This window comes from Celeribacter halophilus (assembly GCF_900114135.1).
In the GTDB taxonomy this organism is placed as follows: Bacteria; Pseudomonadota; Alphaproteobacteria; order Rhodobacterales; family Rhodobacteraceae; genus Celeribacter; species Celeribacter halophilus.
Map to the genome: position 1 here is coordinate 18,025 of NZ_FORY01000012.1, position 16,194 is coordinate 34,218.

Consider the following 16,194-nt stretch of genomic DNA (forward strand, 5'->3'; position numbering starts at 1 on the left):
GAGCCGCAGGGGAAGGTGCCCCTGCGACACATTCAAGACGCTCGATAAAGACGGTTTAACCGCGCATGGGGATAGAAGAAATAAAACGCAACGCGTTGCGCACTTCCCTGATTGCGGGGTGCACCCGAAGTTTGATCCGCTGTTCGGTCATTTTGTCAGAATAAGTTTGCCTGCGCGGGTGATGCGCAATGTGTAAATCTGCCCGTCAAGGTTGATGAGGCGGGTGCTGCCTTCGGAAATCAGGCTGCGGGCGTCTACGGGAGGAAGTTGACCTGCGTCGGCGGTCATCGGAGTTACATGTGCGTTCATCTCTGGTGCCTTTGGGCTCTGGTCGGTTTCATCGGTTATATCAATCCGCCTGATGTTTCAGGGCGGCCCGTGATGGTCACGGCAGTCTTTTTATTCGGCGAGCAGGGCAGGAAATGCCGCTCGCTGTGGTCCCGCTCTGTTCATGGCGACTCGCCGGAACAGCGCGGTTCTTCCTTTGAATATTAAACCTTAGTTTTTCTGTCAACTTTATATGAAGATATTTTTCCGGCCATATATATGCTTCTCGTGTATCTTTCCGGTGATGTAGGGGCTTCACAATTTCAACGCCATTGCAAATTGATATTGACGAAAGTGTCATTTCTAATATCTGAAAGCATGAGGACCAAAGGACATGCAGGGCGGTAATGGGTATTCGGAAAGCATTAGGGTTGATAGGGATTGCGATGTTGCCGCAGTCAGTATCCGCCGAAACGCCTCTGGCGGTTGAACTGGTCGAAGCGCAGGTGCAGCCAGTTGTGCAGGAATTGCGGCTCGTGGGGGCGGTCGAGGCGTCTGACAGTTTTCCGGCTTCGTTCCGGCGCGGCGGACAGATTGACCTGATGAATGCCGAGGTGGGTGCACATTTCAAAGCGGGCGAGGTGATCGCACGGATTGATCCGACCAATATCGAGGCGGAACTGGATGCGGCAAAAGCCAACCTGGATGCGGCGGAGGCGGCCTTGGTTCAGGCGGATCAGGCACGAACTCGGGCGCAAAACCTTTTGGATCGCGGTGTCGGGACCCAAGCCCAATATGATGAGGCCCAGCAGGACTATCTGGAGGCAAAGGCGACACGGGATCAAGCCAGCGCCCTTTTGGAAACGGCGCAACAGGCCAAGGACGATACCGTGCTGCGCGCGGATCGCGATGTGACGGTGACTGAACGTTTCGTCGATTTGGGAGAGGTCGTGTCGGCAGGTATGGCGGTGGTGCAGCTTGCACCGGAAGACAAGCTCCAAGCCGTGTTCCTTGCGCCGGATGCTGCGGGTCTGTCAAAGATACGGGGCCGAGAGGTGGAACTGGACCCGACTGGGCCACTGTCGGCCTTCGCTGCCACAGTGACGGAGGTTCTGCCGGTGCTGACAGAGACGGGTACAGTTGAAATCCACGCGGATATTCCGGCAGAACAGGTGGGCACAATTCCCATCGGCACATCGATTACCGGACGGGCGACGATCATGACGGAGGAGCGGATCATCCTGCCTTGGACGGCTTTGAGCGCAAAGTCCGACGGGCCTGCCGTATGGGTGGTTGATCCGGACAGCGCGACGGTCTCCCTGCGGCCCGTGGAAATTGCGGGCTATGGTGATGATCATATCGAAGTGTCGGAGGGGCTGTCAGAGGGCGAAACTGTCGTGGGTGCGGGTTCGCATCTTCTCTATGACGGGCGTGCGGTTCAGGCTGTCGAGGTGGCACAATGACGTGGTTTGCATCTATGATCATGGGCATTGCCCTCTGTCTCGCAGCACCTATGTGGGCAGCTGACGACGCGACCACTCCGGCCTTGGACGTTCTGCGTCCTGTCGTGAGCGAATTCCTGTCCGCCGATCCGGCCGTCCAGCGGCAGTTTTCCGGCGTGATCCGCGGAGAAGATGTGGCTGGGCTCGCATTCCAAACCAGCGGACGTCTTGCGACAATGGATGTCGAAGCCGGTGACAAGGTCGCCGCCGGACAGGTTCTCGCAACCCTTGACCAGATCACGCTCGCGCAGGATGTGGCTGTGGCCGAGGCGGCACTGTCTGCGGCACAGGCGCAGGCGGACTTTGCGCAGTCGCAATATGATCGGGTTGCGGTGCTTTTGTCCCGCAATGTGGCGACCACGGCCCAGATCGAAGCGGCGCGTGCGGCTCGTGATGCGGCTGTGGCAAATGCAGACAGCGCACGCGCGGATTTGATGCAAGCAAAAGAGGCTGAGGGCTATGGCAAGTTGACTGCGCCGAGGGATGGAATTGTGCTGAGTACGAATGTTGAACCCGGCACGATGGTCAGTCCGGGTGTCAGCGTGATGGAACTTGCCGATCCTTTGGGGCGCGAGGCGATCATTGATGTGGCGGAAAGTTTTGCCACGGTCATTCCCGAACATGCCCGTTTCACTGTTCATCATCGCGCCGAAGGCGTTGCTCCGGTTGAAGCCGAACTGAGTGTGGTGGAGCCGGTCTCCGAGACCAGCCTTGAAACCCGTCGGTTGCGTCTGACCCTGATTGATCCGCCGGAGGACTACCGCATCGGAACGCTGATTACGGCGAGTTACAACAGTGATACGGCTCCTGTGATGACCCTGCCGCAAAGCGCGATTGCGGGCACGGATGAGGCCCCCGGTGTCTGGCGGGTGGAGACTGACGGGGGGGCGCGTGTCGCGCATTTTGTGCCCGTTGAGATTGGTGCGGAAATCGGGGATCGCGTTGTGGTGTCCGGTGGTATCAAAGAGGGCGATGAAATCATCACTCACGGGGTTCATCGTTTGGAAGACGGCCAACAGGTCGGGGAGCGTTTGCCATGAAGGGTTTCAACCTGTCCGATTGGGCCTTGGGGCACCGCTCCTTTATGTGGTTTTTGATGATCGTCGCCGTTATTGCTGGCGCGTTCAGCTACATGCGGCTGGGGCGTGAAGAAGACCCTGCCTTTACCATCCGCACCATGGTCGTATCGGCCAGCCTTCCCGGCGCGACGGCAGAGGAGACCGTGACACAGGTCACCGACCGGATCGAACGCAAGTTGCAGGAACTCGCGACACTTGATGGCACCCGTTCCGTGACCTATCCGGGGATTGCGCTGGTCTATGTCGATCTGCGTGACGATGTGCCCGCCAGCGAGGTGACGCCATCATGGACCCGCGTGCGCCAGATGATGTCGGATATTCAAAGCGAGTTCCCCTCCGAGTTTCAGGGATTTTCCTTTGATGACGATTTTGGTGATGTGTTCGGGACGGTTTACGCCTTCACCTCCGACGGTTTCCGTCCCGAAGAGGTCAAAGACTATGTCGAGGACATTCGCGATGTCGTGCAGGGGCTGGACGATGCAGGCAAGGTCGAGCTTTTCGGCACGCGCGATCAGGTCGTCCACCTTGAATTTTCCGCGCGTCGACTGGCGGCTTTCGGGCTGGATGCGCAGACGGTTCTGTCCTCGCTTTCCGCGCAAAATGCGATTGTGCCCTCGGGGATGATTTCGACCGAGGATGAAAACATTCTCCTGCGTGTTACTGGGCAGTTCGATACGGTCGAGGCCTTGGCTCAGGCACCATTGCGTTCCGGCGATATCTTTTTCACGCTGTCCGATGTCGGGGAGATCACGGAGGGCTATGACGATCCGCCCAGTGAGCTTTTCCGTTACAACGGTGAACCGGCCATCGGTCTGAAAATCGGGATGCTGGACGGGGGGAATATCCTTGATTTCGGCAAGGCGTTGGACGAGGTGATGCAGGAACAGGCGGCGCTTTTGCCGCTGGGGATCGACATGCATCATGTGGCCGACCAGCCGACAGTGGTGGACCATTCCGTCGGCCATTTCGTGCAAGCCCTGATCGAGGCGGTGGTGATTGTGCTTGGCGTGAGCTTTGTCTCCTTGGGGATGCGCGCGGGTTTTGTTGTCAGCCTGACCATCCCGCTCGTTCTGGCCCTGACCTTTGTGTTCATGGAGGTTCTCGGGATTACGCTTCAACGGATTTCTCTGGGCGCGTTGATCATTGCGCTGGGGCTTTTGGTGGATGATGCGATGATCGCGATTGAAACCATGATCTCGCGGCTGGAACTGGGCGAGGGACGGCGGAAGGCGGCCTCCTATGCCTGGACGTCGATTGCGTGGCCGATGTTGACGGGGACGCTGATCACCACGGCGGGCTTTATCCCTATCGGGTTGAACAATTCGAATGCGGGTGAATACACGCGCACGCTGTTTTATGTGATCGCCATTTCTCTCGTGCTGAGCTGGATTGTCGCGGTGCTCTTTGCGCCGGTGCTGGGCGCGACCTTCCTGCCGAAAAAGTGGAAGCACGCACATGGCGAGCCGGGGTGGCTGCGTCGGCGTTTTCATGTGATGTTGCGTCTGGCCATGCGGTTCAAGGTTGTCACCGTGCTCCTGACATTTCTGGTCTTTGGCCTGTCGGTCGCTGGTATGACCAAGGTGGAGCAACAGTTCTTTCCCAATTCCGACCGGCCCGAAGTGTTGGTCGATGTCACCCTGCGCCAGAACGCCAGCATCTATGCGACCGATAGCACGATTGCCGAGTTTGAAAGCTGGCTGAAAGAGCAGGACGAGGCGGACTATTGGACCACATTCATCGGCAGGGGAGCGCCGCGGGTGATCCTGACGCTTGAGGCGCTTACGCCGGGGCCGAATATCGGACAGCTTTTGATCATGACACCGGATCTCGATGCGCGGGACCGTTTGATCGAGAAGGTGCGCAGCTATTCCGAAAAATTGCCCGGTGTCGAGTTCTACCCGAAAACATTCGAACTTGGCCCGCCCGTTGGCAAACCTGTGCAATACCGTGTCTCCGGTCCGGACTATGCCGAGCTTCGCGATCATGCGCGGGCGTTTGCGGCGGTGATTGCACAAGACGAACGGCTTACCTCTATGGCGCTCGACTGGAACGAGCCAAGTCGCGTGGTTCGGGTCGATCTCGATCAGGCCCGTTTGCGCCAGTTGGGATTGACGCAATCCGATGTGGCGGGGGTGCTGTCTTCTTTGTTCGAAGGTTCGACCGTGACGCAAATCCGTCAGGACCGTGATCTGATCGACGTGGCCATTCGCGGGGCAGAGGACGACCGCAAAACGCTTGCAGCGCTCGAAAACCTGCAATTTGCCAATACCCAAGGCGTTGCCATTCCCTTGTCCTCCATCGCGACTCTGGATTGGGTGACGGAACAGCCGCTTATCCGTCAGGAAGACCGCGAACCGGTGATTACGGTGAAGGCTGCGATTGCCAATGATGATCTGCCTGCCACCATTGTCGATGATCTTGCCCCGCGTGTTGCGGCCTTTGCGGCAGATCTGCCGCGTGGTTACACTGTCGAGGTGGGCGGCACGGTGGAAAGCAGCGCCGAGAGCCAAGCGCCGATTATGGCGGTCATGCCGGTTATGGTTTTGATCATCCTGACGCTTGCGATGGTTCAGGTGCAGAGTTTCCGGCTGATGTTTGTGGTGATGGCCGTGGCTCCCTTGGGGTTGATCGGGGTCGTGGCCTCGCTTCTGGCCGCCAGTGCGCCGATGGGATTTGTGGCACTCTTGGGGGTGCTGGCTCTGGTCGGTATCCTGATCCGCAACTCGATTATCCTCATACAAGCCATCGAAGATTTGCGCCGTGAGGGGAAATCGCGCTGGGCGGCGGTATTCGAGGCGTCCGACAGTCGTGCACGCCCGATCCTTTTGACCGCCGCAGCTGCGTCCTTGGCCCTTATCCCGATTTCGCGTCAGGTGTTCTGGGGGCCGATGGCCTATGCCATGATGGGTGGAATTATCGCAGGGACGTTGATCACCCTGCTCTTTGCGCCCGCACTCTATTGCATCGTGTTCGGGGTGAAGCCCGAGCCGGAGGCGAAAGGGTGAGTGGCATGTCTGAGTCGCTGGATGATGTGCTGGATCACCGGACCCGTGTCGGTCAGGCGCGGCGTCAAAAGATGCTGGATCGATTGATCGAAGCATCCATTATGGTGTTTGCGGAACGGGGGTTGAACGGGACCGTCATTGACCATGTGGTGCGCTGTGCTGGCGTGTCGCGCGGCACATTCTACAACTATTTTGATACGATTGAGGATGCACTGGAGACCGCGCGGATCGCGCTCGGACGTGAGGTGGTCCTGCTGGTCAACGATACGGTCGATGCAGAGCTTCCGCCCGCGAAACGCGTGGCGCTTTCATTGCATGTGTTTATAGAACTGGCCCGCCAGCACAGTCTGCTGCTGGAGTTCTCAGCCCGTCTGGGTAGGCACAGTTTCAGTTTCGGTTCTGTCCTTTGTCAGGTGGAGCCGGGGTTCCACGCCGACGGGGTCCAGTCCGGTGCGTTTCGTGATGTGCCGGAAGAATTGATTCTGGACATGCTGGAGGTTGGCACGATTGCTATTCTGGGGCGTGTCATGGCGGGTGAGGAGGTTGATGTAGAGGCGTTTGTGGCCGCGATGCTCCGCGTTTACGGCCTTGGTTTCGAAGAGTCGGTTGAGGCCGCCATGCGCCCCGATCCACTGGTGCTGCCCTCCATCCCTGACGATAGCCTTCTGGCGCGGGGGAGTGTGGCTTGGGCAAAGTCCCACCCCTAGCACGGCTTGCGGACTTTGGTCCTAGGCCGCATCTTCTGACATTCGCGCTATGGCTTGCGCCAAGACCGTCGCGGCGCGCACTCCGTCGATCAATTTCACTCCGGTCTGATGCGATAGTGTGCCGTAATGGCCCGACATACCGGCGCATCCCAGAATGACTGTTTTGGCACCATCGCGGCTCATGATCTGAATTTCCGAGGCCAGATGCTCCAGCGTTTCGGCGCGTCCTTCTTCGACATCAAGCACAGGTATGCCGCTCGCCCTGACCCCGAGGCTGCGTGCGGTAAAGCCCTGTTGCCGGATATTGGTTTCGATCACGGGGACAGAGACATCAAGCGTTGTGACGACGCCGAAGCGGTCGCCGGACAAAATCGCCATATGATAGGCGGCTTGTCCGATCCCGATCACCGGACAGTGAGCCGCCTCGCGCATTTCTTCGAGACCAGTGTCATCAAAACAGGCGATGATGATGACATCCACCGCCTCGGCCCGGGCCTGTGGCAGGAGGGCCAGTTGACCGGCGAGTGCGGTTGCGCCGTCTTCGGGGCCTTGGATGGCAGGTGGTCCGTCATGGTTGGTCCAGCCCAAAACCTCCGCCTCAGGCAACATCGCCCGCGCCGTAGCGACCACGCTGTCGGTCATTGCCTCGGTGGAATTGGGGTTGAGAAAGAGCAGCTTCACCTCACACACCTTTGCCCGCGTCTGAGCCGAACCGTGCGCGACGTTTGCCCATGATCCAGACGGTCAGAAGAAACGCCCCGATGATCAAGAGCGAGAACAACGTGGTGAGTGTGCCAAGCGCGTAAATCACCGGTGTGGTCACATTGGTCGTCATGCCAAAGATTTCCAGTGGCAGGGTGTTGTAGGAGCCGGAGGTCAAAAGTGTGCGGGCAAATTCGTCATAGGACAGGGTGAACCCGAACAGGGCGACCCCGATCAGAGAGGGCGCAATGATCGGCAGCACGACATAGCGCACGGTTTGCCACGGAGATGCACCTTGATCGCGGGCAGCTTCTTCAAAGGATTTGTCAAAGCGGTTGAACACGGCAAACATGATCAGAAGACCGAAGGGCAGGGTCCATGTGAGCTGGGAGCCGAAGCCGGATGTCGCCCAGTGAATCTTCAGCCCGAACTGGTTGAAAATGAGCCCCACGCCCAGAGAGATCAGGATTGAAGGGATCACCAGCGAGGCGATGATGAGGTAGAACAGGATGCCGGAGCCGTAGAACCGTTTGCGAAAGGCAAACCCGCCCATCACCGACACGGTCACAGTGGTCACCATGACCATCAGCCCCAAGACCAGAGACCGCCGGAACGCGCCCCAGATGTCACCGACAGCCTGTTCCATATAGAGTTCGCGGAACCAGTTCAAAGAGACGCCCCGCATCGGGAAGGTGAGACCACCCTCCGGCCCTTGAAACGACAGGATGCCGATGGTGAGGGTGGGGCCGTAGAGAAACAGGATAAAGAGCGCGAAAAAGGCGGTCAGCACATAGAAGGATTTGGTTCTCTTTTCCATCGTTCAAAGCTCCTTCCGGATGTCGACAAAGCGCAGGAGGATGCCGATGACGATTAGCACGGTGATCAGGAGGATCACGGCTGTCGCTGCGGCGGAGGGGTATTGCAAAAGCGCGATGTCATTGGAGATCAGCCGTCCGACATTGGCCTTTTGGGATCCCGACATGAAGCGAACGGTGATGAAATCGCCCATCACAAGGGTCAGCACAAAGATCGTTCCGATCATGATGCCCGGCTTGGTCAGAGGGAAAATCACATGGATCAGGGTCTGAAATCCGCTCGCTCCGTTGTCGCGGGCCGCTTCGATCAGGCTATGGTCGATCCGCGTCATCGTGTTGAAAATCGGCACAACCATGAACAGCGTGTAAAGGTGGACGAAGGCGAGGATCACCGAAAAATCCGAATACAACAGCCATTCAAGCGGCTGGTCGATGATGCCCCAGGATTGCAGCGCACTGTTGGCGATGCCGTTGCGCCCGAGGAAGGGAATCCATGAGATCATGCGGATGATATTCGAGGTCCAGAACGGGATCGTGCAGAGCAGGAATAGCGCGATCTGCATGGTTTGGCTGCGGATGTGAAAGGCCAGATAATAGGCGACCGTAAATCCGATCGCGAGGGTCATCGCCCATGTGATCAAGGCGTATTTGAACGTCGCAAAGAACACCTTGTAGGTCACGGGCGAGCCGAAAAGGAATTGGTAGTTTTCAAGGGAAAAGGCGGGGATGATTGAAAATTCGGTTGCTTGCCAGAAACTCACCACCACGATGGTGATGATCGGCAGGATCAGAAACCCGATCAGGATCAGGGTGAGAGGCGAGGCCTGAAGCCAGCCCTGTATGTGACGGTTTTTGAGCATCGCGCGCCTTCTTGCTTTTCGAAATGTCGCGGGGGAGGAAGCGTGCGGACCCAAAGGCCCGCACGAAGAGAGGGGCATGCCCCTCATGTCATCAGGACGCGATGAATTCGTTCCACTTGCGGACCATATATTGGTTCTCATCCATCACGGCGTTCCAGCAGGCGACATGGCCCATCCGGTCGTAGAAGGAGCCACCGTCGCGGGTCTCGCCCGCTTGTGCCAGTGTGTCACCGGTGGGAGAGGTGATGATGTCGGTGGCTGGCTTGCCCTCGAACCAGTAGCCCCATTCGTTTTCCGTCATGAACTCTTTCGAGGTCTCCGGCACGGCAGAGTAATAGCCCTGACGCATCAGATAGCCGCCGACCCAACCGGAGAGATACCAGTTGATGTATTCATAAGCCGCATCCAGCGCCATGCCCGACAGGTTCGCGGAAAGGCCAATGCCGCCGCCCCAGCTGCGATAGCCCTCCTTGAGCGGCTGGTAGACGCAGGGAATACCGCGGGATTTCACGGCGGTGATGGCGGGCGACCACATGGACTGGATCACTACTTCGCCGGAGGCCATGAGGTTCACGGATTCGTCGAAGGTTTTCCAGAAAGCGCGGAACTGGCCGTTTTTCTTGGCTTCGGTGAAGATCGCAAAGGTCTTGTCGATCTCCTCGCGGGTCATGTTGCCCTTGTCGCCATACTGGACTTCACCCATCGCCTCGCAGACCATGGCCATATCCATGATGCCGATGGAGGAAATGTCGAGAAGGGAGGCTTTGCCCTTGAATTCAGGGTTCAGAAGCTCGGCCCATGTCTCGATCGGACGCCCGATCAGGTCGGGGCGGATGCCCAGCGTGTCGGCGTTGTAGATCGTCGGGATCAGCGTCATCCAGTTGGTCTGTTCCGTGGCAAAGGTCTTGGAGCCTTCGCCTTCGACGAAACCGACGGTATGCGGCGCGGTGCCTTGGGCGAGTGTGCTTTCCGGTGTCAGGCGGCCATCTTTGAAAATGCCGACGATCTTGTCGTAATTCTTGATTTTCGAGACATCCATTGCCTGAAGGTTGCCGGTCGGCCAGACCTTTTTACAAATCCAGTATTCAATGTCGGCGATGTCGAAACTGTCCGGCTGGGTGGCAGCTCGCTGGGTCACGGAATCGGAATCCAGAGCGGTCATCTCAAGCGTAAACCCGAGGTCTTCCTTCACCTTTTGTCCGACGTCGTTGAGATTGGACACACCGGTGCCGAACTGGCGCAGGGTGATGTCCTTGATTTCCTGTGCCCAGACCATAGGGGCCGGAATAGCAGAGGCCGCAGCGGCAGCCGCGCCGCCTTTAAGCACAGCGCGACGGCTGTAACGCATTTTAGACATGAGGATAGTCCCTTGTTGGAAAGGTTGGAGGTTTAAGCTTGGAGGCGGTGTAGCCGCCCCTCGTCCCAGGCAAGGCGCACGGCATCACCCGGGTTTTTGGGAGAAAGGAAAAACTGTTCTTCGGGCACGAGGGCGAGAACCTCTTCGCCATGATCGGTCATCGAGGTCATGGCCACATGCGCGCCCTGATATTCGACCGAGGTGACCGTGGCGGGCAATCCGGCCTCGCCCAGTAGAACCTCGTCGGCCCGTAGCGCCACTTTGGCCCCTTCGAGAGAAATCACGTTGTGACCGCCCATGAAACGGGCAACGAATTCCGTCTTCGGGGTGTTCCAGACTTCGCGTGCGGGACCGGCTTGTTCAATCACGGCATTGTTCATCACCACGATCTCGTCGGCCAGAGCGAGGGCTTCATCCTGCCCGTGGGTCACATGCAGGAAGGTGATGCCCAACTCGCGCTGGATCCGTTTGAGCTCGGCACGCACTTTGATGCGCAGGAACGGATCAAGCGCCGACAGCGGCTCATCCAGCAAAAGCACCCGCGGTTTTGTCACCAGCGCACGAGCCAATGCAACGCGTTGCTGTTGTCCGCCCGAAAGCTGTGCGGGCAGGCGATCCGCAAAATCGGTCATATGGACCAGCTCCAGCATCTCACCTGCGGCCTTGTTGCGCTCGGCCTTGTCGACACCCTTCATCCGCAGCGAAAAGGCCACGTTGTCGCGCACGTTCAGATGCGGAAACAGGGCGTAGCTTTGAAACATCATCGCCGTGCCCCGCTTGGCCGGCGGCAGATGCGAAATGTCGAATCCGTCCAACAGGATAGAGCCGTCGGAGACGCTTTCATGACCTGCAATCATCCGCAAGGTCGTGGATTTGCCACAGCCTGAGGGGCCGAGCAGGCACACATATGTGCCGTTTTGGAACACGTAATTGATCGAGTCCACGGCGGTGGTGACGCCATAGCGCTTGGTCAGCGTCACAAGTTCCAGGTCTTTACCAGTGCGCATATCTCACCCGTTTTTGCGTTTTGATGACTTAACGCTTGTCCGGTTTTCTGCGCAGGCGAAGCGATTTTCGCGTTTGCAGCGGCGCGGGTCATGAAATGCCTGTAGTTTGTGCGCGTCGTACATAAGAGTGCATTAATTATGCGCTAATTTTGTATACAATCTCGTAAACAATATTATTTCCCCTCCAGACTTGAGAATCAGACCCGAGGGCTGAAAGTGGTCCGGTATTTAGTTTGAGGGATAAAATGATGCAGGGTCAGGCGGAGCAGCGCGAAAGTGGCAGCACCAGAGTGGCGGAGAGCCTTGCGATGGCCATTCACGAACACCGCCTGTCTCCGGGCATGAAGCTTAGCGAAGATGAGGTCGGCGAAATATATGGCGTCAGTCGGACAGTTGTCCGCGCCGCACTGCAGCAACTGGCCCATGACCGGCTGGTGGAACTCAAGCGCAACAGAGGAGCTTTCGTCGCGCAACCCTCCGTGAAAGAGGCCCGTGAGGTGTTCGAGGCGCGCGCGCTACTGGAACCTCGCACCGCCAAATCCGCCGCGGAACGTGCGACGCCCGAGGACATCAAGGTTTTGCAAAATCATATCGACGAAGAGCATGAGGCTTTGGAGGCGGGCGATACGGGGCGGGCACTGCATCTTTCAGGGATGTTCCATATCGAGATCGCGCGTATCGCGGACCAGACGACCATTGCAGATTTCATCACGCAGCTTGTGTCGCGCTCCTCACTGATCATCGCTCTGTATTGGCAGCGGCGCACGGCGCTGTGCGAAAGTCATGCGCATGATGCGCTGATCAAGGCACTGGCCCGTCATGATGGCGCGGCGGCAGAAGAGTTGATGCAGCATCACCTGCTGGACCTGTTGACCTCGCTTGACCTGCGCGACCAGCCCTCTGTGCCGCGCTCCCTGAAGGAGGCACTCAATTGATCCTGCGCACCGCACAAAGCGAAGATGTTGCCGCCATGCTGGACTGGGCCGCCAGCGAAGGCTGGAATCCGGGGCTGGAAGATGCGGAGGCTTTTGCTTGCGCCGATGCTGACGGTTTCTTCGTGGCCGAGAAAAAGGGCGGCTTGGCGGCGGCGATTTCCGTAGTTAATCACAGTCCGGGTTTTGCCTTTCTGGGGCTGTATATCTGTCGCCCGAATTATCGCGGACGTGGTATTGGCCTCAAGCTCTGGAGCCACGCGCTGGATCATGCGGGGGACCGGACCGTGGGGCTGGATGGCGTTGCCGAGCAACAGGCCAATTATGCCAAATCCGGTTTTGTGAAAACGGGAGAAACCATCCGCTTTGAAGGACCGGTGCCGGACATCGCCGTCGAAGGGCTGCGCCTTTTGGGGCCACGCGAGGCAGCCAATCTCGGGCAGCTTGATCTTTTGGCCAATGGTTTCTTGCGTCCACGTTTCCTGTCGTCATGGCTCGTGAATACTGAGACGCGGTGCACCGTTGTGCTGGACGGAGCTGAGGGGCCGGTCGGTTTCGCCACCGCGCGGCTGTGTCATTACGGCTGCAAGGTCGGGCCGCTGATCGCGCCGACGGCTGAGGCGGCCTTGGAGTTGATGTCGGCTGCGACCCGTGCGCTGGGCCAGTCTCATGCCATTCTCGATGTGCCGGGGGCGCAAAGCGGGTTCTGTGACACGCTTGTATCTTTGGGCTGGCAAGCCACGTTTGAAACCGCGCGCATGTATCGCGGGACGCCACCTCAACCCGCCCACCCCGAATCCTTGTTCGGCGTCGCGACGCTTGAGCTTGGCTGATCTCGGCGGCTCTGCCATAAGGCACGCCGAGGGAGAAATGCGATGTTCGATTTGGTGATTTTCGATTGCGACGGTGTCTTGATCGATAGCGAGGTAATTTCTGCGCGGTTGCTCATTGCCGAATTGGCGAGTCACGGTGTCGAGATTGATACGGCCTATGTGGCGCAGCACTTTTTAGGGCGCAGTTATCCGGTCGTGCTCAAGCAAATCCGCGAGGAGTTTGGCCTCACTTTGCCCGACGGTTTCGAGGCCGCCTATCGCGCCCGTTTGATCGCCGCATTCCATAAAGAGCTGCGGCCCATTCAAGGGGTGCGAGAGGTGATCGCGCAGCTTGCGGTGCCCTATGCTCTGGCGACAAGTTCCAGCCCGCCACGGCTTGCGGAGTCGCTCAAGATCGTCAGATTGAACGATCTGTTCGAAGGACGCTGCACCACAGCATCCGAAGTATCGCGCGGCAAACCTGCGCCGGATCTCTTTTTGTTGGCGGCGGAGAAAAATCGTGTCGCGCCAGATCGTTGTCTGGTTATCGAGGACTCGGAGGCGGGTGTTCAGGCCGGTCTTGCCGCAGGGATGACGGTTTGGCGGTTTACCGGCGGAAGCCATCTGGCGGGGCTTGATCTCGACACGGGTGACGCGGCGCAACCGCACCGGACATTTGCATCTTATGCGGAATTCTTTCATGCTGACCGACAGCTTTTGAAGGAGCATCCGGCACATGGCCAAAGGTAATTTGCACGCGGCATTCGACGACAGCGAGGTCTCGCCACGCGATCTTGCGGCGCGGGCGGCCTGGCTCTCATTCGTTGGCGGGATGACGCAGGATCAGATCGCGCAAGAACTGGGCATTTCGCGCCAGCGGGCGCAGCGTCTGGTTGCTCGGGCGTCTTCCGAGGGGCTTATTCGCGTGCGTATTGATCACCCGATTGCCCGCTGTCTCGAACTGGAGCGCGACCTGAAACGCCGCTTCGGTCTTGAGGCTGCTTGGGTCTCGCCGGGGATCGGGGCGGGGGCCGATCCGCTGAACGGGCTTGCGCCATTTGTCGCGCCTGTGTTGGAGCGTTTGTTCGATGATGAAACGCCCAAGGTGTTTGCTCTTGGCACGGGGCGGACGCTGAAGACCGTGGTGGATCACATGCGCGCCACGGAAGGCGCACATCACAAGCTGGTGTCTCTGATCGGCAATGTTGCGCCCGATGGGTCGGCCTCGTTTTACGAGGTCATCATGCGATTGGCCGAAAAGACACGCGCGCGCCACTATCCGATGTCTGCACCGGTGGCGGTGCGGGATGCGGAAGAGTTGGCGCTGTATCGGTCTTTGCCGCATATCAAGGCCGCGCGCAAACTCGCGCAATCTGCCGATCTGGCGATTGCCGGCATCGGCCAGATGGGCAATGACGCGCCGCTCTACATGGATGGCTTTCTGACGGCCGAGGAGTTGACGGATTTGCAGACCGCAGGCGGTGTCGGAGAGCTTTGCGGGCACATTTTTGACCGCGAGGGGCGGTATCTCGACCATCCGGTGAATCACCGCATGGTTGGTGTGCGTGTGCCCGAAGCTGAGATGCCTGTCTATTGTATCGGTGCGGGCAAAAGTAAGGTCACGGCTCTGCGTGCCGCGCTGGGCGGGGGGCTGATTACGGGCCTTTTCACCGATGAGTGGACGGCCAACACCTTGATTTCAGAGTAGACTGACGGACGACGAGGCGGTTTGAAGAAAGCGTCTTGACAGAATTGTGCAGATAAATGAGCATAAGCTCATGATACGGGCAAATGCTCAAGTCTAATGGGAGGATACCATGAATACGACTTTCCGCGCTCTTATGGGAGCGTGTGCACTCGGCGCACTTGCCACCGGTGCCACATCTGAAACCATCACCGTCGCGACTGTGAACAACGGCGACATGATCCGCATGCAGGGTCTGATGGATGATTTTTATGCCAAACATCCGGATATCGAAGTCGAGTGGGTGACGCTTGAAGAAAACGTGTTGCGCCAGCGTGTGACGCAGGATGTCGCCACCAAAGGCGGCCAGTTCGATGTTATGACCATCGGCACATACGAGGTTCCGATCTGGGGCGAGCGTGGCTGGCTGATGTCTTTGAACGACATGCCCGAAAGCTATGATGTAGACGATCTGCTGCCCGCGATCCGCGATGGCCTGACCGTCGAAGGCGAGCTTTATGCCGCGCCGTTCTATGGTGAAAGCTCCATGGTGATGTATCGCACCGATCTGATGGAAGCTGCCGGTCTTGAGATGCCCGACGCGCCGACGTGGTCCTTTATCAAGGAAGCCGCAGCGGCCATGACCGATGAAGAAAATGAAATCTATGGCATCTGTCTGCGCGGCAAGGCGGGCTGGGGCGAGAACATGGCGTTCCTGACTGCCATGTCCAACTCCTACGGTGCGCGCTGGTTCGATATGGACTGGAAACCGCAGTTCGACAGCGAAGCATGGGCCAATACGCTCAATGACTATCTTGAGCTGATGAACAGTTACGGTCCTCCGGGCGCGTCCGGCAACGGGTTCAACGAAAACCTCGCTCTGTTCCAGACGGGCAAATGCGGCATGTGGATCGACGCGACTGTGGCGGCCTCTTTTGTGACCAACCCGAAAGACAGCTCCGTGGCCGACAAGGTCGGTTTCGCTCTGGCGCCTGACAACGGTCTTGGCCCGCGCGGCAACTGGCTCTGGGCATGGAACCTCGGTATTCCGGCAGGCACGAAAAAAGTCGATGCGGCAAAAGCCTTTGTCGAATGGGCCACGTCGAAAGAATACACCGCGCTGGTTGCGGGCAAAGAAGGCTGGGCCAATGTTCCTCCGGGTACACGCAAGTCGCTTTACGAAAATCCTGAATATCAGGATGTGCCTTTCGCGAAGATGACGCTTGAGTCCATCCTTGCGGCGAATCCGAAGAAACCGACCGTGGACGAAGTGCCTTATGTCGGCGTCCAGTTCGTCGCGATCCCGGAATTCCAAGGTCTCGGCACCGCTGTCGGCCAGCAATTCTCTGCGGCTCTGGCCGGACAGATCAGCGCCGAGCAGGCATTGGAAAACGCTCAGAAACTCACCGAACGTGAGATGATGAAAGCCGGATACATCAAGTAACCTCCCCACTGTGCGGGCCGG

General features: G+C 58.4%; 15 protein-coding genes. 9 read left to right on the plus strand and 6 right to left on the minus strand.

What is annotated here, in order from left to right; translation table 11 throughout:
- Positions 1-147 precede the first annotated feature (147 nt).
- A complete protein-coding gene (gene hemP, locus BM152_RS12790) occupies positions 148-309 on the minus strand; it encodes a hemin uptake protein HemP (RefSeq protein WP_074914285.1) in 162 nt (53 codons plus the stop codon).
- Between the two features lie 365 nt (positions 310-674).
- On the opposite strand from hemP, the gene BM152_RS12800 reads away from it, so the two are divergent.
- From BM152_RS12800 to BM152_RS12815, 4 genes are read left to right on the plus strand one after another with little or no spacing between them, the layout of a single operon-like run.
- Positions 675-1,730 carry an efflux RND transporter periplasmic adaptor subunit gene (locus BM152_RS12800; protein ID WP_082715290.1) on the plus strand — a complete coding sequence of 352 codons (1,056 nt, stop codon included), beginning with the start codon at positions 675-677 and terminating at the stop codon, positions 1,728-1,730.
- Positions 1,727-2,809, plus strand: coding sequence for an efflux RND transporter periplasmic adaptor subunit (locus BM152_RS12805; protein WP_066600422.1), 1,083 nt, complete (start codon positions 1,727-1,729; stop codon positions 2,807-2,809). Before BM152_RS12800 ends, BM152_RS12805 begins: the two co-directional genes overlap by 4 nt.
- Positions 2,806-5,853, plus strand: coding sequence for an efflux RND transporter permease subunit (locus BM152_RS12810; RefSeq protein ID WP_066600425.1), 3,048 nt, complete (start codon positions 2,806-2,808; stop codon positions 5,851-5,853). The genes BM152_RS12805 and BM152_RS12810 overlap by 4 nt, the downstream gene beginning before the upstream one ends.
- A gap of 5 nt (positions 5,854-5,858) precedes the next feature.
- A complete protein-coding gene (locus BM152_RS12815) occupies positions 5,859-6,560 on the plus strand; it encodes a TetR/AcrR family transcriptional regulator (RefSeq protein WP_066600427.1) in 702 nt (233 codons plus the stop codon).
- Positions 6,561-6,581: 21 nt separating this feature from the next.
- Here BM152_RS12815 and BM152_RS12820 read toward each other — a convergent pair whose 3' ends face one another.
- The 5 genes from BM152_RS12820 to BM152_RS12840 form a co-directional block, all read right to left on the minus strand.
- On the minus strand, positions 6,582-7,241 hold the full coding sequence (locus tag BM152_RS12820) for an aspartate/glutamate racemase family protein (protein WP_066600429.1): 660 nt from the start codon (positions 7,239-7,241) through the stop codon (positions 6,582-6,584).
- A gap of 1 nt (position 7,242) precedes the next feature.
- Positions 7,243-8,079: an ABC transporter permease gene (locus BM152_RS12825; protein WP_066600433.1), complete on the minus strand. Its 837-nt coding sequence runs from the start codon at positions 8,077-8,079 to the stop codon at positions 7,243-7,245.
- 3 nt (positions 8,080-8,082) lie between these two features.
- On the minus strand, positions 8,083-8,937 hold the full coding sequence (locus BM152_RS12830; RefSeq protein ID WP_066600441.1) for an ABC transporter permease: 855 nt from the start codon (positions 8,935-8,937) through the stop codon (positions 8,083-8,085).
- Between the two features lie 91 nt (positions 8,938-9,028).
- Complete coding sequence (locus BM152_RS12835) at positions 9,029-10,294, minus strand: ABC transporter substrate-binding protein (protein ID WP_066600443.1); 1,266 nt, start codon at positions 10,292-10,294, stop codon at positions 9,029-9,031.
- A 32-nt stretch (positions 10,295-10,326) separates the two neighbouring features.
- Entirely contained in the window at positions 10,327-11,301 is a 975-nt protein-coding gene (locus tag BM152_RS12840) for an ABC transporter ATP-binding protein (RefSeq protein ID WP_066600445.1), read from the minus strand.
- Between the two features lie 245 nt (positions 11,302-11,546).
- Here BM152_RS12840 and BM152_RS12845 point away from each other — a divergent pair, with 245 nt between their 5' ends.
- The 5 genes from BM152_RS12845 to BM152_RS12865 all read left to right on the plus strand — a co-directional run bounded on the left by BM152_RS12845 (position 11,547) and on the right by BM152_RS12865 (position 16,173).
- Positions 11,547-12,236: a GntR family transcriptional regulator gene (locus BM152_RS12845; protein ID WP_111481387.1), complete on the plus strand. Its 690-nt coding sequence runs from the start codon at positions 11,547-11,549 to the stop codon at positions 12,234-12,236.
- Complete coding sequence (locus tag BM152_RS12850; protein WP_331711559.1) at positions 12,233-13,066, plus strand: GNAT family N-acetyltransferase; 834 nt, start codon at positions 12,233-12,235, stop codon at positions 13,064-13,066. The genes BM152_RS12845 and BM152_RS12850 overlap by 4 nt, the downstream gene beginning before the upstream one ends.
- A 42-nt stretch (positions 13,067-13,108) precedes the next feature.
- Positions 13,109-13,795: an HAD family hydrolase gene (locus tag BM152_RS12855; RefSeq protein ID WP_066600452.1), complete on the plus strand. Its 687-nt coding sequence runs from the start codon at positions 13,109-13,111 to the stop codon at positions 13,793-13,795.
- Positions 13,782-14,753, plus strand: a complete 972-nt coding sequence (locus BM152_RS12860; protein WP_066600455.1) for a sugar-binding transcriptional regulator — start codon at positions 13,782-13,784, stop codon at positions 14,751-14,753. Before BM152_RS12855 ends, BM152_RS12860 begins: the two co-directional genes overlap by 14 nt.
- A gap of 109 nt (positions 14,754-14,862) precedes the next feature.
- Positions 14,863-16,173 carry an ABC transporter substrate-binding protein gene (locus tag BM152_RS12865; protein WP_066600458.1) on the plus strand — a complete coding sequence of 437 codons (1,311 nt, stop codon included), beginning with the start codon at positions 14,863-14,865 and terminating at the stop codon, positions 16,171-16,173.
- The last annotated feature ends 21 nt before the right edge of the window (positions 16,174-16,194 follow it).

Coding starts and splice junctions, on each gene's coding strand:
- hemP (WP_074914285.1), bottom strand. CDS start 309: ATGAACGCACATGTAACTCCGATGACCGCCGACGCAGGTCAACTTCCT.
- BM152_RS12800 (WP_082715290.1), top strand. CDS start 675: ATGGGTATTCGGAAAGCATTAGGGTTGATAGGGATTGCGATGTTGCCG.
- BM152_RS12805 (WP_066600422.1), top strand. CDS start 1,727: ATGACGTGGTTTGCATCTATGATCATGGGCATTGCCCTCTGTCTCGCA.
- BM152_RS12810 (WP_066600425.1), top strand. CDS start 2,806: ATGAAGGGTTTCAACCTGTCCGATTGGGCCTTGGGGCACCGCTCCTTT.
- BM152_RS12815 (WP_066600427.1), top strand. CDS start 5,859: ATGTCTGAGTCGCTGGATGATGTGCTGGATCACCGGACCCGTGTCGGT.
- BM152_RS12825 (WP_066600433.1), bottom strand. CDS start 8,079: ATGGAAAAGAGAACCAAATCCTTCTATGTGCTGACCGCCTTTTTCGCG.
- BM152_RS12830 (WP_066600441.1), bottom strand. CDS start 8,937: ATGCTCAAAAACCGTCACATACAGGGCTGGCTTCAGGCCTCGCCTCTC.
- BM152_RS12835 (WP_066600443.1), bottom strand. CDS start 10,294: ATGTCTAAAATGCGTTACAGCCGTCGCGCTGTGCTTAAAGGCGGCGCG.
- BM152_RS12840 (WP_066600445.1), bottom strand. CDS start 11,301: ATGCGCACTGGTAAAGACCTGGAACTTGTGACGCTGACCAAGCGCTAT.
- BM152_RS12845 (WP_111481387.1), top strand. CDS start 11,547: ATGATGCAGGGTCAGGCGGAGCAGCGCGAAAGTGGCAGCACCAGAGTG.
- BM152_RS12855 (WP_066600452.1), top strand. CDS start 13,109: ATGTTCGATTTGGTGATTTTCGATTGCGACGGTGTCTTGATCGATAGC.
- BM152_RS12860 (WP_066600455.1), top strand. CDS start 13,782: ATGGCCAAAGGTAATTTGCACGCGGCATTCGACGACAGCGAGGTCTCG.
- BM152_RS12865 (WP_066600458.1), top strand. CDS start 14,863: ATGAATACGACTTTCCGCGCTCTTATGGGAGCGTGTGCACTCGGCGCA.